The 25,942-nt window shown below is 35.3% G+C and carries 34 protein-coding genes and 1 pseudogene; 29 read left to right on the top strand and 6 right to left on the bottom strand.

What is annotated here, in order from left to right:
* Position 1: 1 nt before the first annotated feature.
* A complete protein-coding gene (locus Q5W13_RS20825; protein ID WP_304444355.1) occupies positions 2 to 580 on the bottom strand; it encodes a TetR/AcrR family transcriptional regulator in 579 nt (192 codons plus the stop codon).
* Positions 581 to 768: 188 nt separating this feature from the next.
* Here Q5W13_RS20825 and Q5W13_RS20820 point away from each other — a divergent pair, with 188 nt between their 5' ends.
* Complete coding sequence (locus Q5W13_RS20820; RefSeq protein ID WP_304444354.1) at positions 769 to 1,245, top strand: GAF domain-containing protein; 477 nt, start codon at positions 769 to 771, stop codon at positions 1,243 to 1,245.
* A gap of 12 nt (positions 1,246 to 1,257) precedes the next feature.
* On the opposite strand, the gene Q5W13_RS20815 is transcribed toward Q5W13_RS20820, so the two are convergent.
* From Q5W13_RS20815 to Q5W13_RS20800, 4 genes are all read right to left on the bottom strand, one after another.
* A complete protein-coding gene (locus Q5W13_RS20815; protein WP_304444353.1) occupies positions 1,258 to 2,019 on the bottom strand; it encodes a DUF481 domain-containing protein in 762 nt (253 codons plus the stop codon).
* Positions 2,020 to 2,132: 113 nt separating this feature from the next.
* The gene (locus Q5W13_RS20810) at positions 2,133 to 2,954 is read right to left on the bottom strand and encodes a pyridoxal phosphate-dependent decarboxylase family protein (protein WP_304446558.1); all 822 of its coding nucleotides are present in this window, start codon (positions 2,952 to 2,954) and stop codon (positions 2,133 to 2,135) included.
* Between the two features lie 59 nt (positions 2,955 to 3,013).
* Positions 3,014 to 3,253 carry a pyridoxal-dependent decarboxylase gene (locus Q5W13_RS20805; RefSeq protein ID WP_304444352.1) on the bottom strand — a complete coding sequence of 80 codons (240 nt, stop codon included), beginning with the start codon at positions 3,251 to 3,253 and terminating at the stop codon, positions 3,014 to 3,016.
* Positions 3,254 to 3,272: 19 nt separating this feature from the next.
* Positions 3,273 to 3,593, bottom strand: a complete 321-nt coding sequence (locus Q5W13_RS20800) for a hypothetical protein (RefSeq protein ID WP_304444351.1) — start codon at positions 3,591 to 3,593, stop codon at positions 3,273 to 3,275.
* 113 nt (positions 3,594 to 3,706) lie between these two features.
* Between Q5W13_RS20800 and Q5W13_RS20795 the strand changes: the two genes are divergently transcribed.
* Both Q5W13_RS20795 and Q5W13_RS20790 read left to right on the top strand, forming a co-directional pair.
* Complete coding sequence (locus Q5W13_RS20795) at positions 3,707 to 4,582, top strand: LysR substrate-binding domain-containing protein (RefSeq protein ID WP_304444350.1); 876 nt, start codon at positions 3,707 to 3,709, stop codon at positions 4,580 to 4,582.
* 499 nt (positions 4,583 to 5,081) lie between these two features.
* Positions 5,082 to 5,669, top strand: a complete 588-nt coding sequence (locus tag Q5W13_RS20790) for a thioredoxin family protein (protein WP_304444349.1) — start codon at positions 5,082 to 5,084, stop codon at positions 5,667 to 5,669.
* A gap of 3 nt (positions 5,670 to 5,672) precedes the next feature.
* On the opposite strand, the gene Q5W13_RS20785 is transcribed toward Q5W13_RS20790, so the two are convergent.
* Positions 5,673 to 6,569, bottom strand: coding sequence for an AraC family transcriptional regulator (locus tag Q5W13_RS20785; protein WP_304444348.1), 897 nt, complete (start codon positions 6,567 to 6,569; stop codon positions 5,673 to 5,675).
* A gap of 199 nt (positions 6,570 to 6,768) precedes the next feature.
* On the opposite strand from Q5W13_RS20785, the gene Q5W13_RS20780 reads away from it, so the two are divergent.
* From Q5W13_RS20780 to Q5W13_RS20660, 26 genes and pseudogenes are all read left to right on the top strand, one after another.
* The gene (locus tag Q5W13_RS20780) at positions 6,769 to 7,824 is read left to right on the top strand and encodes an L-dopachrome tautomerase-related protein (protein ID WP_034666740.1); all 1,056 of its coding nucleotides are present in this window, start codon (positions 6,769 to 6,771) and stop codon (positions 7,822 to 7,824) included.
* Between the two features lie 18 nt (positions 7,825 to 7,842).
* Entirely contained in the window at positions 7,843 to 8,142 is a 300-nt protein-coding gene (locus Q5W13_RS20775; protein ID WP_304444347.1) for a putative quinol monooxygenase, read from the top strand.
* A gap of 176 nt (positions 8,143 to 8,318) precedes the next feature.
* A complete protein-coding gene (locus tag Q5W13_RS20770; protein WP_304444346.1) occupies positions 8,319 to 8,696 on the top strand; it encodes a glycine betaine ABC transporter substrate-binding protein in 378 nt (125 codons plus the stop codon).
* Between the two features lie 28 nt (positions 8,697 to 8,724).
* Complete coding sequence (locus tag Q5W13_RS20765; RefSeq protein WP_304444345.1) at positions 8,725 to 9,099, top strand: glycine betaine ABC transporter substrate-binding protein; 375 nt, start codon at positions 8,725 to 8,727, stop codon at positions 9,097 to 9,099.
* A gap of 13 nt (positions 9,100 to 9,112) precedes the next feature.
* On the top strand, positions 9,113 to 10,210 hold the full coding sequence (locus Q5W13_RS20760) for an L-dopachrome tautomerase-related protein (protein ID WP_034666734.1): 1,098 nt from the start codon (positions 9,113 to 9,115) through the stop codon (positions 10,208 to 10,210).
* 11 nt (positions 10,211 to 10,221) lie between these two features.
* Positions 10,222 to 10,851, top strand: coding sequence for an alpha-ketoglutarate-dependent dioxygenase AlkB family protein (locus Q5W13_RS20755; RefSeq protein ID WP_304444344.1), 630 nt, complete (start codon positions 10,222 to 10,224; stop codon positions 10,849 to 10,851).
* A 213-nt stretch (positions 10,852 to 11,064) separates the two neighbouring features.
* Positions 11,065 to 11,739 carry an NAD(P)H-dependent oxidoreductase gene (locus Q5W13_RS20750; protein ID WP_304444343.1) on the top strand — a complete coding sequence of 225 codons (675 nt, stop codon included), beginning with the start codon at positions 11,065 to 11,067 and terminating at the stop codon, positions 11,737 to 11,739.
* Between the two features lie 27 nt (positions 11,740 to 11,766).
* Complete coding sequence (locus tag Q5W13_RS20745; RefSeq protein WP_304444342.1) at positions 11,767 to 12,774, top strand: zinc-binding alcohol dehydrogenase family protein; 1,008 nt, start codon at positions 11,767 to 11,769, stop codon at positions 12,772 to 12,774.
* A gap of 30 nt (positions 12,775 to 12,804) precedes the next feature.
* On the top strand, positions 12,805 to 13,272 hold the full coding sequence (locus Q5W13_RS20740) for a cupin domain-containing protein (RefSeq protein WP_282179941.1): 468 nt from the start codon (positions 12,805 to 12,807) through the stop codon (positions 13,270 to 13,272).
* 1 nt (position 13,273) lies between these two features.
* Positions 13,274 to 14,380 carry an L-dopachrome tautomerase-related protein gene (locus tag Q5W13_RS20735; RefSeq protein WP_304444341.1) on the top strand — a complete coding sequence of 369 codons (1,107 nt, stop codon included), beginning with the start codon at positions 13,274 to 13,276 and terminating at the stop codon, positions 14,378 to 14,380.
* A 241-nt stretch (positions 14,381 to 14,621) separates the two neighbouring features.
* Positions 14,622 to 15,109: pseudogene (locus Q5W13_RS25425) on the top strand (DEAD/DEAH box helicase family protein); the annotation flags it as partial.
* Positions 15,110 to 15,139: 30 nt separating this feature from the next.
* On the top strand, positions 15,140 to 16,174 hold the full coding sequence (locus tag Q5W13_RS20730; RefSeq protein WP_368662582.1) for a DEAD/DEAH box helicase: 1,035 nt from the start codon (positions 15,140 to 15,142) through the stop codon (positions 16,172 to 16,174).
* A gap of 129 nt (positions 16,175 to 16,303) precedes the next feature.
* Positions 16,304 to 17,065, top strand: a complete 762-nt coding sequence (locus tag Q5W13_RS20725) for an AraC family ligand binding domain-containing protein (RefSeq protein ID WP_304444340.1) — start codon at positions 16,304 to 16,306, stop codon at positions 17,063 to 17,065.
* 7 nt (positions 17,066 to 17,072) lie between these two features.
* On the top strand, positions 17,073 to 17,168 hold the full coding sequence (locus Q5W13_RS20720) for a hypothetical protein (RefSeq protein WP_304446557.1): 96 nt from the start codon (positions 17,073 to 17,075) through the stop codon (positions 17,166 to 17,168).
* A gap of 183 nt (positions 17,169 to 17,351) precedes the next feature.
* Complete coding sequence (locus Q5W13_RS20715; protein WP_304444339.1) at positions 17,352 to 18,140, top strand: enoyl-CoA hydratase/isomerase family protein; 789 nt, start codon at positions 17,352 to 17,354, stop codon at positions 18,138 to 18,140.
* Between the two features lie 20 nt (positions 18,141 to 18,160).
* Positions 18,161 to 18,562 carry a nuclear transport factor 2 family protein gene (locus Q5W13_RS20710; protein WP_304444338.1) on the top strand — a complete coding sequence of 134 codons (402 nt, stop codon included), beginning with the start codon at positions 18,161 to 18,163 and terminating at the stop codon, positions 18,560 to 18,562.
* Positions 18,563 to 18,622: 60 nt separating this feature from the next.
* Positions 18,623 to 18,958, top strand: coding sequence for a putative quinol monooxygenase (locus tag Q5W13_RS20705; protein ID WP_304444337.1), 336 nt, complete (start codon positions 18,623 to 18,625; stop codon positions 18,956 to 18,958).
* A 271-nt stretch (positions 18,959 to 19,229) separates the two neighbouring features.
* Positions 19,230 to 19,472 (top strand): hypothetical protein, encoded by a 243-nt coding sequence (locus Q5W13_RS20700; protein WP_304444336.1) that lies wholly within the window; start codon positions 19,230 to 19,232, stop codon positions 19,470 to 19,472.
* On the top strand, positions 19,415 to 20,110 hold the full coding sequence (locus Q5W13_RS20695; RefSeq protein ID WP_304444335.1) for a 2OG-Fe(II) oxygenase: 696 nt from the start codon (positions 19,415 to 19,417) through the stop codon (positions 20,108 to 20,110). The genes Q5W13_RS20700 and Q5W13_RS20695 overlap by 58 nt, the downstream gene beginning before the upstream one ends.
* A gap of 84 nt (positions 20,111 to 20,194) precedes the next feature.
* Positions 20,195 to 20,770: an SDR family NAD(P)-dependent oxidoreductase gene (locus tag Q5W13_RS20690; RefSeq protein ID WP_304444334.1), complete on the top strand. Its 576-nt coding sequence runs from the start codon at positions 20,195 to 20,197 to the stop codon at positions 20,768 to 20,770.
* An 8-nt stretch (positions 20,771 to 20,778) separates the two neighbouring features.
* Complete coding sequence (locus Q5W13_RS20685) at positions 20,779 to 20,985, top strand: hypothetical protein (protein ID WP_304444333.1); 207 nt, start codon at positions 20,779 to 20,781, stop codon at positions 20,983 to 20,985.
* Positions 20,986 to 21,065: 80 nt separating this feature from the next.
* On the top strand, positions 21,066 to 21,659 hold the full coding sequence (gene kefF / locus Q5W13_RS20680) for a glutathione-regulated potassium-efflux system oxidoreductase KefF (RefSeq protein ID WP_304444332.1): 594 nt from the start codon (positions 21,066 to 21,068) through the stop codon (positions 21,657 to 21,659).
* A gap of 2 nt (positions 21,660 to 21,661) precedes the next feature.
* The gene (locus tag Q5W13_RS20675; RefSeq protein WP_304444331.1) at positions 21,662 to 23,548 is read left to right on the top strand and encodes a monovalent cation:proton antiporter-2 (CPA2) family protein; all 1,887 of its coding nucleotides are present in this window, start codon (positions 21,662 to 21,664) and stop codon (positions 23,546 to 23,548) included.
* Positions 23,549 to 23,693: 145 nt separating this feature from the next.
* Positions 23,694 to 24,419, top strand: a complete 726-nt coding sequence (locus tag Q5W13_RS20670; RefSeq protein WP_304444330.1) for a phosphatase PAP2 family protein — start codon at positions 23,694 to 23,696, stop codon at positions 24,417 to 24,419.
* Positions 24,420 to 24,597: 178 nt separating this feature from the next.
* A complete protein-coding gene (locus tag Q5W13_RS20665; protein WP_304444329.1) occupies positions 24,598 to 24,963 on the top strand; it encodes a MarR family winged helix-turn-helix transcriptional regulator in 366 nt (121 codons plus the stop codon).
* Positions 24,964 to 25,911 carry an ornithine cyclodeaminase family protein gene (locus Q5W13_RS20660; protein WP_304444328.1) on the top strand — a complete coding sequence of 316 codons (948 nt, stop codon included), beginning with the start codon at positions 24,964 to 24,966 and terminating at the stop codon, positions 25,909 to 25,911.
* The last annotated feature ends 31 nt before the right edge of the window (positions 25,912 to 25,942 follow it).

The raw sequence follows: 25,942 nt of genomic DNA, 5'->3' as shown, positions 1-25,942 counted from the left end.
TTTATTTTTTTATACTGCTCCATGCAGATTGGTATGCTTCTTCTAAATGGTCCTCAGTTAATTGAAAACCTCCTCTTTTTTGAGCTATCATTAAAAAGGATAATGGGTTAATAGAGTAAGCGTATAAAATGTAATCTGAAAGTGGTTTAATTTTGCCTTCATTTTTACCCCGTTCCCATAAATCCAATAAAGGTTGCAAATGCTTGATACCTTGCTGTCTACTGGGTTCGTCTATCATAGGTGTGTTATCACACTGTGCTAGGAACATTGCTTCTTCGCATTCCTTAAGCTTAAAATCTGCAATACGCTTCCAAATGATTTCAAACCCTTCTTCAACTTCCATTTTTGGATCAAATGTTTCAAACGCATATTCCGTAAAAGCAGCTTTCACTTCTATATATACTTGGTTAACTAAATCCTGCTTGTTCTCAAAATAGAGATATATAGTTGCAGGTGATACGTTAGCCATTTTAGCAATCTTAGACATAGGAGCTGCATGAAAGCCACTGTTGTTCACTAGTTCTATTGTGGCTTTCACCAACGCATTTCTTTTAATTTCGCCTTTTGTTAATTCTGCCATGATTTCTAATTCTGGTACAAAGATAACAACAAAAATGAACGTTCATTCTTTTTTAACAAATGTTTAATTTTTACATTTGAATAGAGAGGGAGTACCTACGGATTACTTTAGTAGATTTGTAGAGAGGACAACCGCAAACACGGAAGTCCTTAGAAATACAAACAACCTATTTAGTAAATATCAGGATTATGAGTGAAAAGCAAGGATTGACCGTAGATGCTATTTTAACGGACTTAGAACGATCTAATATAGATTGGCAACAAGTATTGGAAAATGTAATTAGCGCTTTTGATTGTACTACGGGAACCATTCATTTTTTAGACCAAGGAACAGAGCTGTTACAGATACAAGCTCATAAAGGAATCCCTCCTTTTCTAATACCCAAGTTATCCACTATTCCTATAGGTAAAGGAATGGCGGGTATTGCTGCTGAGCGTAAAGAAGCCGTAGAGATGTGTAACCTCCAAACAGATGATTCTGGCGTAGCACGTCCTGCTGCCAAAGAAACTAAGGTAGAAGGTTCTATCGCCGTACCTATGTTGCTTGACGGAAAGTTATATGGAACTTTGGGTATAGCTAAACCAGTACCTTATGATTTTACAGCAGACGAACGTAATAGCCTTCTTAAAATTGGTGAGGAGATGAGTAAAGCTTTATTAGCCTAGTTTTCTTCTTTTTTATAAAGAAAACGTAAGTCCCAATTTTAGATTAGATGAACGATCACTTTCTGAAGTAGTTGAAAAACTGCTATAGGAATAATTATACAAAGCAGAAATACTCAGGTGTCCCGTTAAAGGCATTTCTGCTTTCAACTGACTCAGCACTCGGTGGTTGGCAATATAACGGTATAGAGGTTGGAAATATACGGTACCCGTAAAATCTAATCTTGTTTTAGGAAATGCATACGTAGCCGAGAGGTAACTACTATTCCTATGGTTATATAATCGCTCACCAGTATCCTCTAGTGTTTCAATTTCATACATGTAAGCGTTACCAAAGTATACCCGTGTATTTTCTTCCGAAACTAACTTTAGGCGTACACCTGCTCCCGCCAGGTTTCGGTTGGATATAGTGAGTAAGGTGTTGTTCTGGTTTTGTATAAAACCTTCCAGTCTAAGGAAATCGGTTATTTTATGGTTATATCGTAAATGGAAAAAATAGGAGTTCTGAAAATCTTCATCTTTACTTCGGATAAGATTATAATTGCCAATAAAAAATAGGATTTTCCTGAGGTCTTTTGATTTTACCTGAGTTGTAATATTTGACCCAATTGCAAGAATATAGGCGCCATTGTTATCTGTATAATTAAAGAGTAAATCGCTTTTTAAAGCAAAACGAACGGAATCCTTTTGCATGCGTTTGGACTCAATATTTACCAACTGAGCGTTGGCGTTATAAAAAAATAGGATAGTAAGTCCTATGGACAATAAAAGTTTCATGCGGCAATCTATTTTTATCAAGCTGCAAAACTATTATATTCTTGTTGAAACTGAATATAAAGGAGGTCAATTTATTTAAAAATCGACCTCACATACTTTTTCAAATAGGGCTACTAAACATGGGCAAGTTCCGCACTTAGGATAGAAGTGGCCTCTTTTTCAATTTCATTCAATAACTCTACAAAGTCCACTTCTGAAGTTAATGGATTCATTACCGTACATCTTAGGGTTCGCTTGTTTGCAATAGTTGTTTGTACTATATAGAAATTCCCAGAGGCGACTAATCGTTTTCTAATGTCCGTATTTAAAGTATTCAATTCGTTGATGTTCATTTTTTTATTCGGAACAAATCTAAAATTGACAATGTTAGATTCTGGTTGGTGTACCAAATCAAATTCCGGCTTGGCTGTAATGAGGTTAGACAACAGTTTGGCGGAATCATAAAGCTGATTTACATTTTTCTCAAAAATATCCATACCGTGAGTTTTAAGAATAAGATACACCTGTGCAGATAAAAATGGTTTGCTGCACTCAAAAGTTCTTTTAGCAGAATTGTACCATTCTTCCGTTTCAGGAGAATCCCATAGATACTGAGCTCTTTGGGCAAATGTTCTGTAAATTTTGTTTCCTTCTTTGAACATCAATGCCGTACTAAGAACCGGAGTCATTAGCATTTTGTGAAAGTCTATAGCAACTGAATCTGCTTTTTCAACCCCCTTTGTAAGGTCTTTATATTTCCCAGAAAACACCACAGCACCGCCGTGTGCACCATCTACATGTAGCCAAAGGTTATGAGCTTCGCAAAACTCTGCCAATACATCTAAATCATCATAAGAACCGGTAGCGGTAGAACCGGCGCAACCAATAACACAGAAGACATGAAGACCGTCAGCCTTGGCTTTATCTAGGTATTGTGGTAAAAGGTCTGTTCGTATTTTAAAATTATGGTCAACAGGAACTTTAATAATTCCTTTATCCCCAAGTCCTAAAATCCTTAAGCAGCCCGATCAATACAATAGTGGGCCTCTTCGGAAACAAGAACCGCTAATTTTTCATTATGACCTTCTTCCCAAACGTTATGTGGTGCTTTATCTTTTCTGGCGGCCAATAATGCAGTTAAATTTGCTAGACTTCCGCCGGAGGTCATAATTCCCGAAGCAGAAGAGTCGTAACCTACTTTTTTTGCGGTTAAATCAGTAATTACACGTTCCATGGCATTTGAAGCTGGCCCCATTTCAAAAACCCCTGTGCTATTATTTACTAATAGTAACCATTCCGGTCAGCGCAGAAATAGGAGCAGGAACTGCCGTTTGGTGCCCCATATATTTTGGGTGCTGCGTTTGCTGAGACCGGTTCAAAAGCGTTGTTAAGGTTTGAATAGGAGTAGACTCTTGTTTCAAATCATCTTCCCAAAACTGGAGCTCGTCTTCTGGTGCATGATTTGGATAGACCTTCTTTCCTTCTTTATGCTGTAAATCATTTAAATGATCAGCAAGCACATCTATCAGTTCTTTTCCTATAGCTCTAAATTGTTCCGCATCGTATACTTCTGCTAAGCTTTGGCCTGTGGTCATAATGAATATATTTTGAGTTGAACATTTTCCTATTCCTGACAAAGCTAGTCAACCTCAGTTATATAAATAAATGCTTAATTTTGATAAACTAATAACAAATATGTATTACTAAAATGGATTTACAACATATACGCAGCGCAGTACTCCTTTCCAAAAAACTCAATTTCACTAAAACAGCGGAAGCTTTACATATTGTGCAACCCGCACTAAGCCGTAAAATAAAACAGCTGGAAGAGGCTATAGACTCACCACTTTTTATAAGAACCAAGCGTAATGTGGAGTTGACTCATGCTGGAACATATTTTGTTGATGAAATGGAAAAGCTGCTCTTGCAATATGATTTTATTTTAAAACGAACCAATCAAATCCATAAAGGGGAAGCAGGGGAGTTGAAAATTGGGTTTACGCATTCTGTAATGCAATCAATTCTGCCAGAAATTCTAATTGATATTCGCCAAAATCTGCCTAATATTAAAACTATTTTAAAGGAACTTAACAATCGTGATCAATATATACGTTTGCAATCTGGTGAATTGGATATTGGTTTTGCAACAAACCCATTAGTGCCCGTAGGTTTAAAGAGCAAAGTTTTGCACATAGACAATTATGCGGTGTTGGTTCCCAAGGGTTTTGATATGAGTAGGATGGTTAAAGATGGCTTCGCTACGTTTACAAAAGAACCTTTTATTTTTCCATCAAAAACAGATGGGCCCAATTATGTAAACATCATAGAATCTATTTGTACAGGTGCTGGTTTTATACCTAATGTGGTACATGAAACGGATTCTGTCAGTACTAGTATTCGATTAATAGAGGCTGGAATGGGAGTATCTTTAGAGCCTATTTCATCTATACGAGGTTTGAATTTACCTATCGATTTTTATGAATTAAAAGATACTCCGCAAAAAGCGCAGTTAACTATGATATGGAACCCGAAATTAGAAATTGAACACCCTAAATTATTTAGCCTTTTACATACAATGAGTTAACTATTTAGAACTTTTGTGGGTTGGGGTTAATCATGATTTTATCGTTACTGCATCAGTGCAAAAAATTGTAAATTTCTTGAAACTATTGTTTAAAACTGCGTTTTATAATGTTAAAATATCGTATTGTTGCATGAATTCAACTTAATAATGTGCCCTTTTTTTCGTTTTTTAAAGGTTTTTGTTTAAAAAATATCAGATAGAATTTGATAAAAATCAAAGCTTTTGGTATGAAAAAAGGAAAATTATAAGGGTATTACTATTAAATATTTAAAAAATGTGTGTTTTTAGGCCTTAAATAGCCTGTGATATAGCATAGCATACAGAAAATCATCTATGAAACCTTTATTTATACATTATTTCATTCTAAATTATTCTTAACTTAAAATTCGAGGATTTACTACTTGCAAGTAGTGTAGAAAATATAATTTTTAAAAAGATTGCCATAGGATATATAGCTGAAAAAAATAATATGGACACTTAGTCCCCGAAAAATTAAATCATGACGTTTGTATTGTCTAGCATGATGGAATTGGGGAAAAAAGCCCCTAATTTTAAACTTCCCGATACGGTATCAGGTGAGGTAGTAACGCTATCTCAATTAAAGTCTGATATAGCCACAGTGGTCTTGTTTCTTTGTAACCATTGTATGTTTGTGCAGCATATAAATTCTAAGCTGGTTGAATTGGCCAATAAATATCAACCCTTAGGAATGCAGTTCATTTCAATTAGTAGTAATGACATTAAAAAATTTCCTCAAGATGACCCATTTTTTATGGCTCAAATGGCGAAATACAATAAATACCCCTTCCCATATCTTTATGATGAATATCAAGATGTAGCTTTGGACTATGGTGCAGAAAGTAATCCTGATTTATTTGTTTTTGATGGAAACCTAGAGTGTGTGTATACGGGGCGCTTTGATATGACTAGGCCAGGTATTCAACCAGCAACCGGAGAGGATCTCTATACAGCATTGGATGCAATATTGGAGGGGAAAGAAGTCAGTCCTAATCAATATCCTAGTATGGGTTCAAGTATCGCTTGGAAACGTGGAGTATCTAGAAATAATATTGATATGTTTTTCTGAGGACTAAGCTTGTACAGCTGTAGCGCAAGAATTTCGTTTCAATAACATATATTCTCCATTATTTTTAAACTCACGAATGGAAGTGCCAGCGTAACGTTTAAAAGTTTTTGAAAGATGACTTACATCGGTAAAACCTAAATCATCTGCAATTTGTGTTAATGTGTAATCTGAATTTAAAAGGCGAATCTCTACTAACTTCAGTTTTGCCTTAATGATATATTCTCGCAAAGACATGCTCACTTGCTTTTTAAAATATTCGCTTACATACGTAGGTGACATCATAAAAACATCGGCTAAATTTTCAACTTTCAATAATTCAGTCTTGTCAATATTGGTATTTATATAAGTCAGCATTTTAGTAATTCTTTCATCAGAGTTGTTCTTTGGTAATTCAAAGTAGTTGCTCTTTTTAATATTGCGTATTAAAATCTCTAAGATGCTGGTCATTAAACTGGTAACTAGGTTTACAGACTCTTCACCGTAATTTCTAGATTCTTGAAGAATCATATTAATAAGATTTTCTAAATAATTTCGATCCAATTCATTTTTGATGATATCACCAGGTAATTGATTATAATTAGAAAGGATGTATGATGCTTCTTTAAACCATTCATTTCTATCTATAGTCATCCGGTTTACATTCTTAAAAAAAGAATCGGTAAATTTTAAAAAGACAAATTTCGTAGGTTTTTCTATGGTAAAAGAATGGCATTTTAAAGGCGGTAGCAAAAACATACTATTTTTGCCATATGCATAATCATTGTAGTTGATGCACTGGGTACCTTCACCTTCCTTTATTAAAACCAGCTCAAAAAAATTATTCTTAACGGGTCGTTGTTTCCAATCCGTCAATTCAATTTCTTGTATTTCAAAAGGCTTATACGCTTCTAATACTTGCATTTGAGTAAATTTTAATTGCATTTGAGTCAATTTCAATAAGAATTTCAGTATAAATTTAAGCAATTCAAATAAAATCAGGTAAATAACAACATATTAACCTTTTAATATACATAAATATCCTTTAGGTATACAAGTTAAAAGAGGTGGTCTGCCAATAACTTTGTCTTGCACTTAAATATTAACTTTTAAATATAGAGATATGAAAAGAATACTATTGCTTACAGCATTATCATCTGTGATGGTAATGTGTAAATCTGCAAACGAGAAAAAAGAGGTGACCGTTCAAGAATCAGCGCCAACTGAAAATGTTTCACAAGAAGTAAAAACTGTAGAAACTATTTTTGCTAGTGATACCATAAGACCTGGTAATCTAGCTTTAACTGGTAATGGCAGATTATTTGTTACCATGAACCCTATGATGTCACCTGACACTAAAGTTTTTGAAGTGTACAAAAATGGTAAAAGTAAGGCTTACCCAAACGCCGAATATGCGACTGGAGAAAACTCGGTTTTTAAGGCAGTTATTGGCATAAGAGCTGACAGCAATGACAATCTTTGGTTATTGGATATGGGAAACAAGCAATTTGTGATTTGGGATACTAAGTCAGAAAAATTAGTTAAGACTATAAAAATTCCGGCAAACGTAGTAAAACCGGCTAGTTTTTTACAGGATTTTGTAATTGATGAAAAACACAACCGTGTGATAATTGCAGATATGACCCAGGGTGATTTAAAAAGTGCGCCTGAGCCTGCATTTATTGTAATCAATACCGAGAATGGGGAAGCTAAGAGAATGGCACAGAGTCATCCATCATTGATGCCAGAAATGGAAGGTGGTTTCGCGCTAAATCCAATAGCTATTGATCCACTATATAACTGGGTATATTTTGGAGCCTTACACGGCAACACCATGTATAGGGTACCTGCAGCTAACTTTGGTAGCGATGAAGAACTAGTAAATTCTATAGAAACATATGGTAAAAAATCATACTCAGACGGCATGGCAGTAGATGCTGTCGGAAATGTGTATGTAACTAATGTAACAGATGGGGAAATAGGGCTATCTACTAAAGAAGCTTATGTCCCTTTAGCAAAAATTCCTGAAGGGCAATCTTGGCCAGATGGTCTTTATGTAGCTAACGATGGATTTTTATACGCTACAATTGATCAATTAAATAGAATACCACCTATGAACAATGGAAAAGATGATAGTGAAGGCCCTTATTTAGTAGTTAAAACAGAATTAGTAAAGTAATTTATAAAACAAAACATCATGAGAAAATCATATTTGACAATAATAGCAAGAATTTTAGTAGAAGAAGAGCATAGAGAGTTTGTAAAAGCAGAATTACTTAAACTGTTAGATGTTACTAGAGCTGAGGAAGGTAATATTAGTTATGACCTTCACCAAGACAATGAAAATCCTAATTTTTTCTTATTTCATGAAAAGTGGGTTAATCGTGAGTTATGGCAAAAACATATGGATAATAAATATTTGGCCCATTATATGAAAGTAACTGATGGCAAAGTGGAAGAGTTTATATTAAATGAAATGACGGAAATAGGGAACTAATAAATTTTTAAACACACGCAAGTATTACTGCGTGTGTTTTTATTTAAAACTAAAAATTTTTTCAGTAACCATATGTAATTGTACAGATTTAGGTAAGTAAATTGTCTTTCTTTTATAAGCTACTTCTATCTAGATTAAAGGTGCAATTTCATGTTTCATTTTTAAAATTATAACAGATGTCGAAAACAATAAATTTAGGCGTAACCGATTTGTCTTTTCATCGTATAGCGGCCTCTTTGGTAGCCAACACATTGGAAGAAATAGGTTTTACCGTAAAACGCACATATTCACCTCACGAAGAGAATTTTGAGCGATTAAAAGCAGGCGATGTAGATATGTTGGCTTCGGCATGGTTGCCTTCCAGTCACGGTATTTATAAAAATGAGGTCGAAAAAGCAGTTCCTTTAGTAGAATTAGGACTTCACTATAAACCGTATGCTCTTTGGGGAGTGCCAGATTATGTGCCAGAAAAAGAGGTTTCAAAGATTGCAGATTTGCTGAAACCAACTGTAGTATCAAAAATTAAAAAGGATATCCAAGGGATAAACCCATAAGGCAGGCATTACGCGTTTTTCTATTCAGATGATGAATGTTTACGGACTTAATGACGCAGAATATTCATTTCATACAGGTACTGAAGAAGATTGTTTCAGTGCTTTTGAAAATGCGGTTGAAAAGAAAGAATGGATAATTATCCCTCTTTGGAAACCTCAATTTTTACACTATAAATACAAAATAAGAGAACTAAAAGAACCTAAAGGTCTATTAGGTAGTGTTGACAAAGCTGTCTTATTGCTACGCAAAGACAAAGAAAATATGTTCACCAAAACTCATCTGCAAAAATTAGATGGTTTACAATTCACTAATGACATTATTGCAGAATTAGACTATAAGGTTTCAAGAGAAGGTAAAAATATAGATGAAGTAACAAAACGGTGGTTGAAAAATCACCATTAAAAAAGAACACACAATGAAAAAACATATATTTATTTTGACTACAATTTTAACAGGCATGACGGCAAATGCACAAACAGAAGCTGAAGTTTTTACCACAACAGATGAAGCCGTGGGGAACATAACATTTACTAATAATGGCGATTTGGTATACAGCCAACATCCTTTTTTTGAACCTGTAATCAGAGTTAAGATTATGGATGCCAAAACTAAGGAGAGTAAACCATTCCCCAATGAAGCATGGAACACACCTAGAGATACAGACGATAATTATTTAAGCAATGTATTAGGCATTAGAAATGATGAAAACGGTATTATTTGGATGCTAGATATGGCACAGCGTAATAATGTTACTCCAAAAATTGTCGGTTGGAACATGATTACCAATCAATTGGAACGTATCTACTATTTACCTGAATCATCTGCGCCAAAAGAATCACAACCAAATGATATGGTTGTAGATACTAAAAACGGATATTTTATTATAGCGGATGAAGGTATTGGTAATGGGGGAAATGGTAGTAAAGGGGCTTTTATTGTAGTTGATATGAAAACCGGTAAAACACGACGTGTTTTAGAAGGTACACGTACAACTTCACCAGAAAATACTCCTACTGTTATTAATGGTGAACATTTAGCTGTTGACGGTAAAGATTTGCTGATTGGTAATGACGGTATAACCGCCGATGCCAATTTTGAGTATATCTATTACGGCCCATTGAACGGAACTAAAATTTATAGAGTTAAAACGGTTGATTTGGTAAACGAAAATTTATCCGAAGATGAGCTCGACAGTAGAATTGAAACGTATTCTGAAAAGCCTAATAATGGCGGTATGAGTATCGATAAAGACGGTAACCTATATCTAACTGCTATAGAAACAAATAGAGTCGCTGTGGTACTAGCAAAAGATAGAAGTGTAAAAACTATGGCGCAAGACGAAAATATGGTTTGGCCGGATGGTGTAAGCTATAATCATGTAGATGGTTACATGTATGTATCTGCAGCTCAGGTAAACAGAGGTTCTGCCTTCAATGAAGGTAAAAGCGTTGCCACCAAACCCTTTTATATCTTTAGATTTCAACCTTTTGTAGAGGGCGTTTCATTTAGATAATTAGAAAAGAGATGGATTTATTTAGTCAAACAGACCTATTTTTCACAAATGAAGTCCGTAAAATAGAATTTGATCTACCAGGAGCCGATGTTACTTTATTTGAGAATTTCTTCAGTTTAGAAGAAAGTAATAAGTTGTATGCTAGCTTACTTCAAAATACACCTTGGCAGCAAGAGCAAATTACCATTCACGGTAAAGAGGTTGATTATCCTAGGTTAACTGCTTGGTTTGGAGATGTTACCAAGGAGGTTAAATATACGAACACAAAGAGTAAAATGCACTTATGGAATGCTGATTTACTTTTTATTAAAGAACGAATAGAGCAGGAGGTAGATGTGAAATTTACACGCTGTCTACTAAATTATTACAGAGATGGTAAAGACAGTGTAGATTGGCACCAAGACTATAAAGGAGACCAACGTAAAAACACAGTTATTGCTTCGGTAACTTTTGGAGAAACCAGACCTTTTCAATTAAAACATACTACCCGAAAAGATTTAAAACGTGTAGATATTCCTTTAGCTCACGGAAGCCTACTTCTAATGAAAGGTGCTACACAAGATAACTGGAAGCATAAAATACCAAAAACGGCAAAACATATTCAACCTAGAATCAATTTGACTTTTAGATGGATTAATTAAATTAAAATAGGTATTAATAAAGGATTAAAACGTCTTTATGTGCTTATTGTTTGTGTTGTAAACAGGAATAAACCTGATTTTGAAACTATTTCTTAAAAAATCCTCTAAAAAACCCTGATTTATACAAGTATCACCTTTTTTTATACTCTAAAAAAGTATATGTAGACTTTATATTTGTATCGGATTACAAAAACAACATTTTAAAATATACTAATGAGTACACCAAACATAGCAAAAGAAGATATCATCAATGCTTTTAATTTTAGACACGCAACAAAGGAATTTGATGCTTCTAAAACTATTTCTGATGACGATATGAAATTCATTTTAGAAGCAGCGCATTTATCGCCAAGTTCATTTGGTTTTGAACCTTGGCATTTTGTAGTTGTTCAAGATAAGGAATTGCGTGAGCTATTAAAGCCGGTAGCGTGGGGAGCACCTTTAAAGTTGGATACTGCCAGCCACTTTGTATTAGGTTTAAGTATGAAGGCGCCAATGGTAAAGCATGATTCTGAATATATCTTGCACATGATGAAAGATGTAAAGCAAATGCCCGAAGAAGTTATTGAAGTGTACTCTAAATTTTATAGAGAATTTCAAGAGCGTGATTTTGATTTGGATACGGATAAAAAGTTATTTGATTGGTCGGCTAAACAAACCTACATAGCTTTAGGTAATATGATGACAGCGGCCGCTTTAACAGGAATTGATTCTTGCCCCATTGAAGGGTTTCATCAAGAAAAAGTAGAAGCTTTATTGAAAGAGAAATTTGGTGTGGATACTGATAAATATGGTCTATCGTTTATGACCGCTTTCGGTTACAGAAAAGCAGATCCAGAATTTGGTAAATCTAGAAGAAACTTTGATGATATCGTTACTTGGAAGTAATCATATCACCCTATAAAACAACATAAAATGAAAGCAATAGGATATAAGGAGAACCTCCCTATAGAGGATGTAAAATCGTTACAAGACGTAGAATTAGATATGCCAAAAGCAACAGGCAGAGATATTCTTGTGGAGATAAAAGCAATTTCTGTAAACCCAGCAGATTACAAAGTACGAGCAGGAATGCCAGTAGAGGGTGATGATTGGAAAGTTATTGGTTGGGACGCTGCAGGAATAGTAAAAGAAGTTGGTGATAATGTCACCCTTTTTAACGTAGGTGACGAAGTTTGGTATGCAGGCGATTTTACACGTCAAGGAAGTTATGCAGAGTATCAAATTGTAGACGAACGTATTGTGGGTAGAAAGCCTAAGAGCATCTCGTTTGCAGAAGCTGCAGCTTTACCCTTGACAACCCTTACGGCTTATGAAATGTTGTTTGATAGATTAGAAGTGGCAAGAAATGATGCTAACAAATCTATTCTAGTTATTGGCGCTGCTGGTGGTGTGGGTTCTATTTTGGTACAATTAGCCAAAAAGCTAACTAAGCTGAATATCATTGGAACGGCTTCTAGGGAAGAAACAACAGATTGGTTAAAGGAATTGGGTGCAGACTCGGTTATCAACCACAGAAATAAATTGAGTCAAGAATTCGAGAAATATAGTTTGCCTGCTCCTGATTATGTGGTGAGCTTAAACGCTACGGAGCAACATGCTGATGAGATTGTGAAGCTGATAAAACCACAAGGGAAATTCGGGTTTATAGACGACCCTAAATCGTTTAACGTGATGCCTTTTAAGCATAAAGCGGTTTCTACTCACATTGAATTTATGTTTGCTAGGTCTATGTTTCAAACGGAAGACATGATTGAGCAGCACAACATCTTAAACGAGGTTTCTAAATTGATAGACAACGGAACTATTAAAACCACTTTAGGAGAAAACTTTGGAACCATTAACGCAGAGCATATGCGTAAAGCCCATGCTTTCTTAGAGACAGGAAAAGCAAAAGGTAAAATTGTTTTAGAAGGATTTTAGATGCAATTAGTCAAATAATTTAAAAAGAAAATGAAAACTACACTTAAAATATTTCTTATAGCAGCAATTTTTGCTGGTACTACGGCAAATGCACAGGTAAATACGATTGATTCCGTGGCGACTTCAAAAGTGCAGCATTTCAATTTTGATGAAATGGAATCAGAAACTATTGGCGAAGGTATTCAGCGTAAATGGTTTCATGGAGAAAAAGGTCAAATGACTATTTTCAATTTGGAAAAAGGGGCACATATTCCATGGCACCAACATCCTAATGAGCAGATTACCTATATCATGTCCGGTAAGGTTAAAATCAAGACTATTATAGACGGTAAAGAGGAGTTCGTTATTGTTTCTGGTGGAGAGGTAATTGTATTCCCAGAGAACATACCTCATGAGTTTTGGGCTTTAGAAAAAACGGTGGATTTAGATGTTCACGTTCCGGTTCGTCAAGATTGGCTTTCGAAAGAGCTTCCAGATTATTTGAAGAAAAGCGAATAACATGAAAAAACAACTAATTACACTAAGTATACTACTCTCTGTTATGACTGCAAATGCGCAGAAAACGTTAGCCAAAGCAGAAATTTTTGCAACTGTAGACCAAGCTGTGGGGAATATTACTTTCACCAATGATGGCGATTTGGTTTACAGTCATCATCCATTTTTTAGTCCAGAAATTAGAGTGGTCAAGTTTGATAAAAAAACAAATACAACCACACCGTTTCCAAATTTGGAATGGAATACGCCAAGAGCTACGGATGATAATTATTTGAGCAATGTTCTAGGTATTCGTAATGATGAAAACGGAATTATCTGGATGCTAGACATGGCACAACGTGATAACGTAACACCAAAAATTGTTGGTTGGAACACTCATACTAATTCATTAGAACGTATTTATTACTTACCAAAATCCGCAGTGCCAGCAATCTCACAACCTAATGATATGGTGGTAGATACCAAAAACGGTTATTTTATTATAGCGGATGAAGGTATTGGTAATGGAGGTGATGGTAGTAAAGCGGCTTTTATTATTGTGGATATGAAAACCGGTAAAACACGTCGTGTTTTAGAAGGCACGCGCACTACCTTACCAGAAAACACACCAACGGTAATTGATGGAAAGCATTTGGCTGTGGATGGTAAAGATTTATTGATTGGTAATGACGGAATTACTGCTGATACTAATTTTGAATATATTTATTACGGTCCATTAAACGGAACCAAAATCTACAGAGTTAAAACATTAGACCTTGTAGACGAGACTTTGACCGAGGCATTGTTGGATAGCAAAATTGAAACCTATTCAGAAAAACCCAACAATGGCGGAATGTCTATTGATAAAGAGGGCAATCTATATTTAACAGCTTTGGAAACAAAAAGTGTTGCTGTAGTTCTAGCAAAAGACCAAAGTGTTCACTCTATGATAAAAGATGATAATTTGGTCTGGCCAGATGGTGTAAGTTACAACCATGTAGATGGGTATATGTATGTATCCGCTGCACAGGTGAACAGAGGTGCCGCTTTTAATAATGGTAAAAGTATTGCGACTAAACCTTTTTATATTTTCAGATTTAAACCTTTAGTAGAAGGCGTATCTTTTAGATAAGGCTTAGATAAATTCTTAATAACAATTATAAAAAGCCACTTTCTTAAGTGGCTTTTTAGTATCCATTAGCAAGAGATATTTAGAAAACATAAAAAAGTCTACTTTTTGAGATTGCTGCGATAAATAGCTGTCAATCGATATCATTTATAAAAACGGCGATGAGTTGTTCTGGAAAGCCTGTCAATATATTAGTAATTACATATTGAAGGTTTTACCTTTGCAGGCACCAGAAAAAGATATCATGCAAGAGCCCCTATTTGAAATTCAGGAAAAGAAAACGGACAAAGAACTTTATAGCTACCAGCAAGGTGCTATTAATCAAATATTTGAAAAGTTCGATAATGAAAGAGATGATTACCATCTGTTATATCAATTACCCACTGGTGGTGGAAAGACCGTAATTTTTCAGAAATGGTCCGGCAATACCTTAAAAACCACTCAAAAAAGGTTTTGGTAATGACACACCGTGTAGAGCTTTGTAATCAGACATCTAAAATGCTCACTAGTTTTGGAGTTGTCAATAAAGTAGTCAACAGTAAAGCTAATTTAGATGATCATGAACGCTACAATTGTTATGTGGCCATGGTAGAAACATTAAATAATAGGCTTAACGATGGTATTTTGGATATCTCGGACGTTGGTTTGGTTATTGTGGATGAGGCCCACTATAATTCCTTTACAAAAATTTTCAAATTTTTTGAAAACTCTTTTATTCTTGGGGTTACTGCTACGCCTTTAAGTTCCAATAAGGATTTACCCATGAACAGCAACTATGATGAGTTGATTCCTGGCGAATCCATAGAGAATTTAATTGAAAACGATTTTTTGGCCAGAGCCGAAACTTTTCAGTATGATATGGGTCTGACTTCTTTGGAGGTGGGTTCCAATGGAGATTATACGGTTAAATCTTCTTCGGACTTGTATACGAGTCCGTCCATGTTAAATAAATTACTAGAAGCTTATACATTACATTCTAAGGGTAAAAAAACATTAATATTCAATAATGGTATAGAAACTTCTATTCAGGTATACCACACTTTTAATAGTGCGGGATTGCCAATTATGCATTTGGACAATACCGCTACCAAGAAACAACGAAAACAAATATTAAAGTGGTTTCATGAAACTCCAGATGCAATACTAACATCTGTAAGTATTTTAACAACTGGTTTTGATGAACCTACTATAGATACCATTATTCTAAACAGGGCTACAAAGTCCCTGACCCTTTACTACCAAATGATTGGTAGGGGTTCTAGGGTGTTGAACAACAAATCTAAATTTACGGTAATAGATCTTGGCAATAATATCTATCGCTTTGGTCCTTGGGGTGCAGATTTAGATTGGGAGGCCATTTTTAAATCTCCTAATTTCTACATAGACCGTATTAAGGACGATGAAGATATTGAAAGTACTTTTAAACATGAGTTGGCCGAAGATATTCGGTCAGAGTTTTCAAAATCTAAGGAAACTTATTTGGATATTACCGCTTTATATAAGGATACTACCTTTTCCGGAGAATCTTCTAAAGTGGTATTGGAAAAATCAATTGAACAACATGCCTATATCTGTATAGAAAATAGTGAAGATGTGTATGATGCCCTTGCGTTGGCAAAATTACTAAAAGAAGACATTGATAATAGAATACAAGTGTATGGCAAGTGCATAAGTAAAAGCACCTATAATTTTATAAATTGGCTTAAGCTGGATTATCAAAAAAAGCTTAACGCCTATCTTCGAGAAAATTTCGATGCCGTTTTTGAACAAATTCATGGTCATCCACCAGAAGATTAATTGAGTCTTATTTTCTTGAAATTAGATTGTTTTTTGGTTTTTCTAACGCTATTAGAATTATAGGTATACCTAAATAGTGATAGTTACAACCATGCAGAAGGGGATACCAATACATTGTAAAAAACAATTATGGCAAGGACTATAATAGAGAATATTGTAATTGAGCAGTACAAAGGTCAATCGTATTTTACGTTTTGTAAATACACTACCATCCGTTTTTTTGAGATTTTATATTTTGAAAAAGGAAGTGGCGTAATACGCATTAATGGTAAAATAGTAAGCTATACTCCCAATAGCATTTTTGTATTTGTACCCGACGATATTTACATTGTTGAAGCCGATACTGCTAGTTCCGTTACAACTATTAAATTCTTAAAAAGTTTTTTTAGAGGTGATGTTTCACAAAATGCAAATCTTCCGGTGAACGATTGGTTCCGTAAGATTGAAGGTGTTTTAAATAGTGAAAGTCATCAGCTACGTGAAATGCAATTTGAGAACAATTCTGATAAATTGCATTTAACTTCTTTGATTAATATGGTAGCTACAGAGAATGAAAAAAAGCAATCTTTTGATATTTTTATCATTCAAAATTCACTTTCCGTAATTCTTCATCTTATTGCTAGAAACATTCAGTTTTTAAATGCAGATATGACTACTAAAGTTGTAGAGTCTTCAAAAATTCAGCAAATTATAAATTTCATACATACCAACATTTATAACTCAGATGTGCTATCTACTAAAAGTTTGGCAGATGAGTTTCATATGGCAGACAATTACATTAGCGAGTACTTTAAAAAACATACGGATGTATCCTTAAAAAAATACATTCTTAACTACAAATTAAAGCTAGTAGAAACCAAGGTTAAAATATACCGATTTGCAGTTTTCTGAAATAGCAATGGAATTGGGTTTTACAGATTCTAGCCACCTTAACAAAACCTTTCAAACCTATAAAGGGGTAACTATTGGCGCCTACAAAGCCAGTTTGTCCTAAAAAAAATACAAGTAACCTTATTTTTTACCTATAACACATTGTTTTGTACCAATTTAAAGGTAGGTGTCTAAAGTAAATTTGTACTGTAATTAAAACACAACAGATACAAATTTATAAATAACTAGACATGAAAAACAAGGTATTTAAAACATTTAGAGTAGAAGAAAAAGAAGGACAAGCCTGGTGACTTTTGATAATCCACCAGTAAATATTCAGGACATTCCAATGATCAACGAGCTAAATATATTAGCTGAAGATTTAGAGAATGACCGTACAATTAAGGTAGTAGTTTTTCAATCTGCCCATCCAGAAATTTTTATAGCACATGCAGACACTAACTTCTTAAAAGAGATGTCTACAAAAACAGTTGCTAGAGAAGATATAGCGTTGTTAGACTTACAAAAAGTGTTGCAACGTATTAGCAAATTACCACAAATAACAGTTTCTAAAATAGAGGGTTTTGCAAGAGGAGGCGGACACGAGTTTGCTTTGGCAACAGATATGCGTTTTGCAGCACGTGGTAAGTCAGTATTTATGCAAATGGAAGTGGGTATGGGAATTTTGCCTTGTGGCGGTGGATCATCTAGAATGGCGCGTCAAATTGGTTTAGGTAGAGCTTTAGAAGTGATTTTATCTGCAAAAGATTTTGATGCAGACCAAGCAGAGGCATACGGACTAATAAATAGAGCTTTAGATGCGGATAAAATTGGTGCTTTTGTTGAAGATTTAGTCAATAGAATGTCACAGTTTAATTCAGATGCTATTGAAGCTGCTAAACGTACTATTTATGCGTCTATAGATTTACCAATTGAAGAAGCTTTAAAAGAAGAGGCATATTGGTTGTACCAAGCAACAAGCAAATCTCCCGCAATTAAGCGTTTTACATTAGCAGATGATACTGGTTTTCAGAATGATATAGAGAATCAAAGAAATTTTGAAACACTATTAATGGGATTACAAGGCGTTAACTAAAAATTTTAAGAATTAGAATTATGAGCACACAACAAAATAAACAAACGGTTCTTGACTTTTTTGAACGTTTTTCAGCTGGCGATGCAACAAATGCACTTACTTATTTAGGTGAAGATGTTATTTGGCAATCTATGGGAATTAAAGGAGATCCTCCTGTTTCTGGTAAAATGGATAAAAATGGAATAGCAGACCTTATAAAAATGGTGAAAACTGCCATACCAAAAGGATTAGAATTAACTCCAGTAGGCTGGACAGCCGAAGGCGATAGGGTAGCGGCAGAGTTTATTTCTTACGGAGAATTAACTAACAGTAGAATTTACAACAATCCATACCACTTTTTGTTTCAGTTTTCTGAAGGTAAAATCGTGTATATAAAAGAATATATGGACACGTTACACGTAAAATCCATATTTGTAGATTAATAAAATCTAGTATGAATGCCTCTTGTATAGGAGGCATTCTTTTTAATTTAAGATCACGGTATGAAACTCAATAAAAACATAGCTTGGACGGTAGATGGCAAAATAATCAACAAAGCCATGAAAAAAATAACTGCAGCTACATTTAACGAAGAAGGTTCGCTAAATCACGAGTGGTATGTTGCAGAAGACCAGAAAACTATTCATATTTATGAACGATACCAAGACTCCGATGCCGCTTTGGCACATCTAACAGTTTGGTCTCAGTTTGCAGCTCTGTTTTTAGAAGGTGCAACAATGGATAGTTTTAAAGTTTATGGGGATGTAACTCCAGAATTAAAAAGCGCAGTAGCTGGTGCAACTAGCATTATGAGTCGTTACGGCGGATTTGTTAAATAATTTTAATGAAACAAAACCTTGAAATATACCTAAACAACCATTTTTACTACCAAAAAATTACTGCTGTCTAAGACTAAATTTGTACCAGATTAATTGTCCTTAAATGTTACATAAGCCGATCAATTAATAGAAAAACAAACAACTAGGTTTACTAAACCAAAATATCTTATTGAGGTAGATTTTGGTAAAAAAATAAATACAATGAAAAATGAAAATATACTCGAGCAAGCTCGTACACTTACATTACCTTCTCGGGAAGCCTCGCTAAACCGTGAAGCCTCTGTCTCTCATTTTTGGAATAGCAACCGAAATTTACTCGAAAATGTGGGCAGAATGGGAAATTGAAAACAAAGATAATTTACTAGTTCCTGATGAAACACTGCTGGACCCACGCTTGCAAAAGGCAATTAAAGACGCTTGGGAAAACCCAGAGAAAGAGAATGCTGTTGCTGATTTATGGGAAGAAATTATTATGGTGTTTATGTTGCGCAGTTTTTTAACCCTGAACGCTTAGCTGAATTCCGTAATTATTTAGAAGCTGTAGTAAATTCACAAATTCCGAAACGAGCACCATACGGAATACAATTGAATCGTTATGGGATTATGCTTGATCCACGCTCAGAAGGGTATCTTGCTGCACCTAATTTTCAGGAATTTTACAACGACATTATGGACAGATATATGCGTCCGATAGCGCGTTTGTTATTGGGTACTTATGGCTATGACAACCAAACATTTGGTTTTTCTATTCAGTACAACCCAGATAAAGATAAAGATTTAAATGGGCATACGGATGCCTCAGCTGCTACCTTGAATATCAATATAAATTTACCCGATGAAGCTTTTACAGGTTCACAAGTTGATTTCTATGATAAGACCACAGGAAAAACGGTACAAACTACTTTTGAATCAGGCAAAGCAATAATTCACAGAGGCAATGTTGCACACGCTACGCACCCAATAACCAGTGGACAGCGCAGTAATTTGGTAGTTTGGTTATACGGAGACCACATGCAAATTCCAAGAGGCAGTGTAAGTAGCTATGGTAGTGCAAATAACTCAGCATCTAAAGTTGTTACAACAGAAAGTATAAGTGCTCGTGAGCGTTGGAGTGTACCAAACAGTCCTAAAGACACCTTTGCACCTTTTTAAAAGACCACAAGTAAAATAGATATAACTTTATAAAAAATAGCAGACAAAGTTCTGCCCATATTTCATCAACAGTAAAAAGCAAAAATGAAACATATATTAATTACAGGAAGTACTGACGGAATAGGTAAATTATTAGCCTTGCGTTTGGCAAAAGAAGGTCATTTTGTTGGCGTTCATGGTAGAACTGAAGCTAAGTTAAATGCCACCGTAACAGAAATCAAAGCAGAATCAAAGAATGATAATGTGGTAGGTTTTTTAGCCGATTACTCAAACTTGTCAGACGTAAGAAAGATGGCAAAAGAAGTCGCCGAAAAAATGCCGCAAATTGATGTTTTGGTCAACAATGCAGGTATTTTCAAAGCTAAAATTGATACTGCTACGAATGGAGTAGATGTTCGTTTAGTAGTGAATTATTTAGCACCGTATCAATTTACAAATGCCGTATTACCGCTATTGAAAAAAGCAGATGCACCTAGAATAGTAAATCTTAGTTCTGCAGCCCAATCTCCAGTTTCTTTAAATGCATTACAAGGCGGTATTAGTTTAGGAGCTAATGATGCTTATGCACAAAGCAAGCTAGCCTTAACGATGTGGAGTTTTTATTTAGCGAAACAAGAACCATCAATTTCTGTTGTAGCAGTAAATCCTATTCGCTTCTAGACACTAAAATGGCAAAAGAAGCGTATGGTCAACACTGGTCTCCAGCGGAGAAAGGTGTAGATATTTTGTACGATTTAGCGATGACGGATTTAGCTGAAACAGGTAAGTATTTTGATAATGATAAAGGCTTTTATTCAGAAGCTCACCCAGATGCTTATGATAATGCTAAAATTGAAGAGTTGGTTTCGTTGAGCAGCAATATCGTATTACGTTAGAATAAGTTATGAGTATATGTTTTTGATAAAAAGAAAATAAGATTGAATTTTTGCTGAGTACTTTCAACTAAATTCGCAATATGAAAAATATATTGGTTTTATTTTCTCACCCTAAGTTTGAAAAATCTAGGGCGAATGCCATTTTAGTTGATAAAATTAAAGATAAAAACGGGGTTACGTTTCATGACTTATATGAACGTTACCCCGATTTTAATATAGATGTAGATGCCGAAAAAGCGCTGATGAGTGCGCACGATATTATCATTTTTCATCATCCGTTTTATTGGTACAGTTGTCCACCTTTAATGAAACAGTGGATAGATATGGTGTTGGAGTTTGGTTGGGCCTACGGACCAAATGGAAGAGCTCTGCAGGGTAAAAAATGCCTAAACGTTATCACCACAGGTGGTTCTAAAGCCATGTATTGCGAAAATGGAATTAACTGCTATTCCATAAACGATTTCTTACGTCCTTTTCAGCAAACTGCAAATCTGTGCGGCATGCAATATTTCCCTCCTTTTGCGGTAATGGGAACCCATAAAATAGAAGACCAAGAATTACATGATTTTGCCAATCAATATGATAAATTGATTGATTTGCTGCATCATGACATAGCCCTTCTTGAGGTAAGCGAGTTCTCTTTTTTTAATGACATTCCACAACTAAACAGATAGATATGACAGGTAGTATTCTTTTTGAAGCCATAGTCTTTTTATTAGGCGCTATTATTTGTGTTTCTATTGCGAAACGTTTAGGGCTAAGCTCTGTATTGGGGTATTTAATTGCTGGTGTGTTAATAGGGCCATACGTGTTAGGTTTTATTGGTAAGGAAGGGGAAGATATTCTTCACTTTGCAGAATTTGGGGTCGTTATGATGTTGTTCTTAATTGGTCTAGAAATAGAGCCAAAGAACTTCTGGAAAATGCGAAAAACTATTTTAGGAATGGGAGGTATACAGGTAGCGGGCACAATGCTACTTTCATATTTTTTGTTCATACTGGTCGGTTTTGACTGGAAGGTAGCATTGACATTTTCAATGGCCGTAGCTTTGTCATCTACCGCAATAGCACTGCAGACTATAAAAGAAAAAGGATTGTTGAATACCACCTTTGGTGCATCTTCATTTTCCATATTGTTGTTTCAGGATATCATCGTTATTTTCATGCTTGGTGCTTTGCCATTATTAGCTAACACAGATAAACCGGCTGTAGAAAATAGTGGTGAGCACGCTAATTTACTTCAGAACTTACCTTTAGGGCTGCAGACTTTAGCTATTTTGGTTTCCGTAGTAACTATAGTTGTTGCGGGGCGTTATTTAATAGTGCCCTTATTACGAAAAGTAGCTAAAACCGGAGTTCGGGAACTACTGATAGCCGCAGCTTTACTTATAGTTTTTGGAATTTCATTTTTGATGGAACTAGTAGGTTTAAGCCCTGCTTTAGGGGCCTTCTTAGGGGGTGTGGTCTTATCTAACAGTGAGTTCAAACACGAGCTGGAAAGTACTCTTGAGCCGTTTAAGAATCTGCTATTAGGCTTATTTTTTATGGCCGTTGGTGCTTCTATAAACTTTATTGTTATTGCAAAAAGTCCTTTAATTGTTGGGGGGATTCTGGTTGCTGTTATTTTCTTAAAAGGTCTGGTTCTGTTTATTACGGGCTCCGCCTTTAAACTCAAATTAAATCAAAATTTGTTATTGACCTGTAGTTTGGCCCAAATTGGGGAGTTTGCCTTTGTACTCTTGTCCTTTGCTTTTTCTCTAAATATAATTGAGCAGGACCAGATGGATATTATGTTGGTAGTTACCGCTTTAACCATGACCGTTACACCTGTTATTGGAATAATAAACGAACGGGTTTTATTACCACGTTTGGGAACAAAGGAATCTATAAAAAGACCTATGGATCATATTGCAAAATCGCAAAAAGTAATTCTAGTCGGTTTTGGTCATTTTGGTAGTACAATCGGTCGTTTTCTGCGAACTCACGGAGTGGAAGCCACAATTTTAGATCATGATGCAAACCGTGTAGATTTTCTACGGAAGATGGGATTTGAGGTGTATTATGGTGATGCAACAAGAACGGATTTATTGGAATCTGCAGGTATTGCAGAGGCTAATATTTTAATCTGCGCAATGGATAATCCTGAAGTGGTAAAGGAATTGGCCAAAACGGTAAAAAGTAAATACCCAAAGGTAAAACTAATGGTACGTGCCAAAAACAGATATGCCGCCTATGAGTTTTTAAATATGGATATAGATCATATTTATAGAGAATCTCTAGAAACATCTTTAAAATTAGCCAGTGAAGTTCTTAGTCAGATGGGTTTTAGAAGGTATACCTTACAGCGTCAAGTACAGAATTTCATAAAGTATGACGAGGACAGTTTAAGACGCTTGGCAAAAGAGAAGAAAATTGGTGATGAAAACTATATTTTTAAAGCCCGTAAAGAGTTGGAGCAACAAGAAAAGCTACTAGAAAGAGATTTTGAAAGAGGTGTTGTTGGTTTTGACAGTCATTGGGATGGCGAGCAGATTAGGGCATTTTTAGAAGATACTAAAGAGTAGTGTTTACTCCGTTAACGATTTTAGGACACAACATTTTAAATTTCATTTTTCAAAACATTTTGTAAATTGGTAAAGAATTCAAGCACTTGAACTCACACATACTTTAGTTTTCAGGTGGTAAAACAGCTCTTGACAACATCTGAATATGAGAAAAAACATTGCCCTTCTCCTAGTATTTTTCACTTTAGGAAACCTATGCGCTCAAACTGATAGTATAGAGGTGAAACCCAAAAAGAAGTTATTCAAGAAGACTATTTTACCTCTTTCTTTGATTACCACAGGAATACTCCTATCGGATAGCGGGTTTGAATCATCCCTTCATGAAACTGCCCAAGGTTGGGTAGGCAACGATTTTCGAACTCATATTGATGATTACACAAGGTATGCACCTGTAGCAACTTTATTTATTGCTAATGTTATTGGGGTAAAGGCCAAAAATCATTGGTTTGACCAAACTAAAAATTTGGCGGTATCTATGATACTTACCGACGTTTTTACTAGAGCTATAAAAAATTCTGTCTATAAAGTTAGGCCAGATGGCTCTAATGATAATGCATTTCCTTCTGGGCACACATCCATTGCATTCGCATCTGGTTCTGCTGTTTTTGAGGAATATAAAGATACCAATCCCTACGTGGCATATAGCGGTTATGGCTTTGCAGCAGTAACAGGTGGGCTACGATTGTTTAACAACAAACACTATATCTCAGATATTTTGGCAGGTGCTGGTATAGGCATCTTAGTTACCAAACTGGTGTATCATTTTGATTATCTTTTCAAGTGGAACCCCTTTATAAAATCTAAGAACATTGCACTTATTCCACGCTATACAGATGGTGCTGTGGGTTTATATTTTTCTAAAACTTTTTAGGGTATAATTCGGGTAATTAATAATGCTAATTTTTGAAGAATCAAAAGTCATAAAATTCCTAGATATCGAAAAATTAGTTGTATGTTGCAATTAATTTAAAGCGAACATTATTAAGGCCGAACAATACAATTCCTCATCACGACTCATAAGTGCCACAGAGCGTGTCTTAACGGCGCATTTGCAGCTGGCATTTCAAGAAAATGGTATAGATATCACCATTGAACAATGGCGTATTTTATTTTATTTATGGAAAGAGGATGGCATTAATCAACAAGAATTAGCTAAACGTGCTAAGAAAGAAAAGAGCACGATGACCATAAGGCAAATAGATACTTTAGAGAAGAAAGGTTTACTCATAAGACGTTGCTTGGACGAAGACAAAAGAAACAAACAAATATTTTTGACAAAACAGGGGCAAGCGCTCGAAAAGGAAGCTTTACAAGTGGCTAATGGCATAACACAAAAATCAGAAACCGATATAAAATCATCTGACTTAGCCATATTCAAAACTGTTTTGCAAAAGATTATAGAGAATTTAGAATAGATGTTTTTAGATAATGACCAAATAGAATCCTTGTTACCCATGTCCGAATGTATTCAGGTAATGAAGGAGTTATTTTTACTTGATGCCGAAAAGGATATTGTAAACCCGCTTCGTGCTACCATGCCTTTACAAAATGCCACAAAGGGAATTATGGGAATGATGCCAGCTTACATTAGGCCTTATGAAGTAATGGGAATTAAGATTTTGAGTATTTTTCCTGATAACTACAAACAAGGGCTAAGCTCACACCAAGGTATTATTCATCTGTATGAAACTGTTACCGGGCAATTGATGACCAGCTTAGATGCCGATGGTATAACGGGAATAAGAACTGCTGCAGTAAGCGGACTGGTTACTAGTCTTTTGGCAATTCCCGAAGCTAAGAATTTATGTATCCTTGGTAGCGGTGTACAGGCTAAAAAACATATTGAAGCCATGTTGGAGGTTAGGGATATTAAAACAGTTACCCTCTGGAGTCTAAATAGGAGTAGTGCCGAACGACTAGCTACTGATATGGAGAAGTTTGAAGGTATTGAGTTCATAGTCTGCAATACTATAGAAGAGGCTGCAAAGGATGCAGATATTATCTGTACCGTTACCGCGGCTACAGAACCCATATTAGATAATGAGTATCTAAAAAGTCATGCCCATATTAATGCTGTAGGTGCTTGTACGGCTAGCACAAGAGAATTAGCGTCGGCTATTATTAATAGTTCAGATGTATATGTTGATAACAGGTTGTCAGCAGCTAATGAGGCGGGGGAATTATTGATTCCTGCTAAAGAAAATGGGCACGATGCTCTAGATTTTATTAAAGCGGATATTTCAGAAATGTTGAAGGATTCAAACTTATATGATGCATCAAAAAAGACCGTGTTTAAATCTTTAGGTGTGGCTTGCGAAGATATTGCAGCCGGACTTTATTGTTATACCAAATCAAAGACGTAACAGTCTTTTTATAAATAGTTGCATTTAACAA

The organism is Zobellia laminariae, assembly GCF_030553095.1.
Taxonomy (GTDB): domain Bacteria; phylum Bacteroidota; class Bacteroidia; order Flavobacteriales; family Flavobacteriaceae; genus Zobellia; species Zobellia laminariae.
This window is presented reverse-complemented; position numbering and strand designations above follow the sequence as displayed.

Bases quoted from the DNA above. Each gene is read 5' to 3' on its own strand.
- Q5W13_RS20805 (WP_304444352.1), bottom strand. From the start codon at position 3,253: ATGGGGCCAGCTTCAAATGCCATGGAACGTGTAATTACTGATTTAACC.
- Q5W13_RS20690 (WP_304444334.1), top strand. From the start codon at position 20,195: ATGAAACATATATTAATTACAGGAAGTACTGACGGAATAGGTAAATTA.
- Q5W13_RS20745 (WP_304444342.1), top strand. From the start codon at position 11,767: ATGAAAGCAATAGGATATAAGGAGAACCTCCCTATAGAGGATGTAAAA.
- Q5W13_RS20790 (WP_304444349.1), top strand. From the start codon at position 5,082: ATGACGTTTGTATTGTCTAGCATGATGGAATTGGGGAAAAAAGCCCCT.
- kefF (WP_304444332.1), top strand. From the start codon at position 21,066: ATGAAAAATATATTGGTTTTATTTTCTCACCCTAAGTTTGAAAAATCT.
- Q5W13_RS20675 (WP_304444331.1), top strand. From the start codon at position 21,662: ATGACAGGTAGTATTCTTTTTGAAGCCATAGTCTTTTTATTAGGCGCT.
- Q5W13_RS20720 (WP_304446557.1), top strand. From the start codon at position 17,073: ATGGAATTGGGTTTTACAGATTCTAGCCACCTTAACAAAACCTTTCAA.
- Q5W13_RS20815 (WP_304444353.1), bottom strand. From the start codon at position 2,019: ATGAAACTTTTATTGTCCATAGGACTTACTATCCTATTTTTTTATAAC.
- Q5W13_RS20730 (WP_368662582.1), top strand. From the start codon at position 15,140: ATGAACAGCAACTATGATGAGTTGATTCCTGGCGAATCCATAGAGAAT.
- Q5W13_RS20820 (WP_304444354.1), top strand. From the start codon at position 769: ATGAGTGAAAAGCAAGGATTGACCGTAGATGCTATTTTAACGGACTTA.
- Q5W13_RS20710 (WP_304444338.1), top strand. From the start codon at position 18,161: ATGAGCACACAACAAAATAAACAAACGGTTCTTGACTTTTTTGAACGT.
- Q5W13_RS20735 (WP_304444341.1), top strand. From the start codon at position 13,274: ATGAAAAAACAACTAATTACACTAAGTATACTACTCTCTGTTATGACT.
- Q5W13_RS20760 (WP_034666734.1), top strand. From the start codon at position 9,113: ATGAAAAAACATATATTTATTTTGACTACAATTTTAACAGGCATGACG.
- Q5W13_RS20825 (WP_304444355.1), bottom strand. From the start codon at position 580: ATGGCAGAATTAACAAAAGGCGAAATTAAAAGAAATGCGTTGGTGAAA.
- Q5W13_RS20780 (WP_034666740.1), top strand. From the start codon at position 6,769: ATGAAAAGAATACTATTGCTTACAGCATTATCATCTGTGATGGTAATG.
- Q5W13_RS20740 (WP_282179941.1), top strand. From the start codon at position 12,805: ATGAAAACTACACTTAAAATATTTCTTATAGCAGCAATTTTTGCTGGT.
- Q5W13_RS20660 (WP_304444328.1), top strand. From the start codon at position 24,964: ATGTTTTTAGATAATGACCAAATAGAATCCTTGTTACCCATGTCCGAA.
- Q5W13_RS20685 (WP_304444333.1), top strand. From the start codon at position 20,779: ATGGCAAAAGAAGCGTATGGTCAACACTGGTCTCCAGCGGAGAAAGGT.
- Q5W13_RS20670 (WP_304444330.1), top strand. From the start codon at position 23,694: ATGAGAAAAAACATTGCCCTTCTCCTAGTATTTTTCACTTTAGGAAAC.
- Q5W13_RS20755 (WP_304444344.1), top strand. From the start codon at position 10,222: ATGGATTTATTTAGTCAAACAGACCTATTTTTCACAAATGAAGTCCGT.
- Q5W13_RS20750 (WP_304444343.1), top strand. From the start codon at position 11,065: ATGAGTACACCAAACATAGCAAAAGAAGATATCATCAATGCTTTTAAT.
- Q5W13_RS20775 (WP_304444347.1), top strand. From the start codon at position 7,843: ATGAGAAAATCATATTTGACAATAATAGCAAGAATTTTAGTAGAAGAA.
- Q5W13_RS20765 (WP_304444345.1), top strand. From the start codon at position 8,725: ATGATGAATGTTTACGGACTTAATGACGCAGAATATTCATTTCATACA.
- Q5W13_RS20800 (WP_304444351.1), bottom strand. From the start codon at position 3,593: ATGACCACAGGCCAAAGCTTAGCAGAAGTATACGATGCGGAACAATTT.
- Q5W13_RS20705 (WP_304444337.1), top strand. From the start codon at position 18,623: ATGAAACTCAATAAAAACATAGCTTGGACGGTAGATGGCAAAATAATC.
- Q5W13_RS20695 (WP_304444335.1), top strand. From the start codon at position 19,415: ATGGGAAGAAATTATTATGGTGTTTATGTTGCGCAGTTTTTTAACCCT.
- Q5W13_RS20795 (WP_304444350.1), top strand. From the start codon at position 3,707: ATGGATTTACAACATATACGCAGCGCAGTACTCCTTTCCAAAAAACTC.
- Q5W13_RS20725 (WP_304444340.1), top strand. From the start codon at position 16,304: ATGGCAAGGACTATAATAGAGAATATTGTAATTGAGCAGTACAAAGGT.
- Q5W13_RS20770 (WP_304444346.1), top strand. From the start codon at position 8,319: ATGTCGAAAACAATAAATTTAGGCGTAACCGATTTGTCTTTTCATCGT.
- Q5W13_RS20785 (WP_304444348.1), bottom strand. From the start codon at position 6,569: ATGCAAGTATTAGAAGCGTATAAGCCTTTTGAAATACAAGAAATTGAA.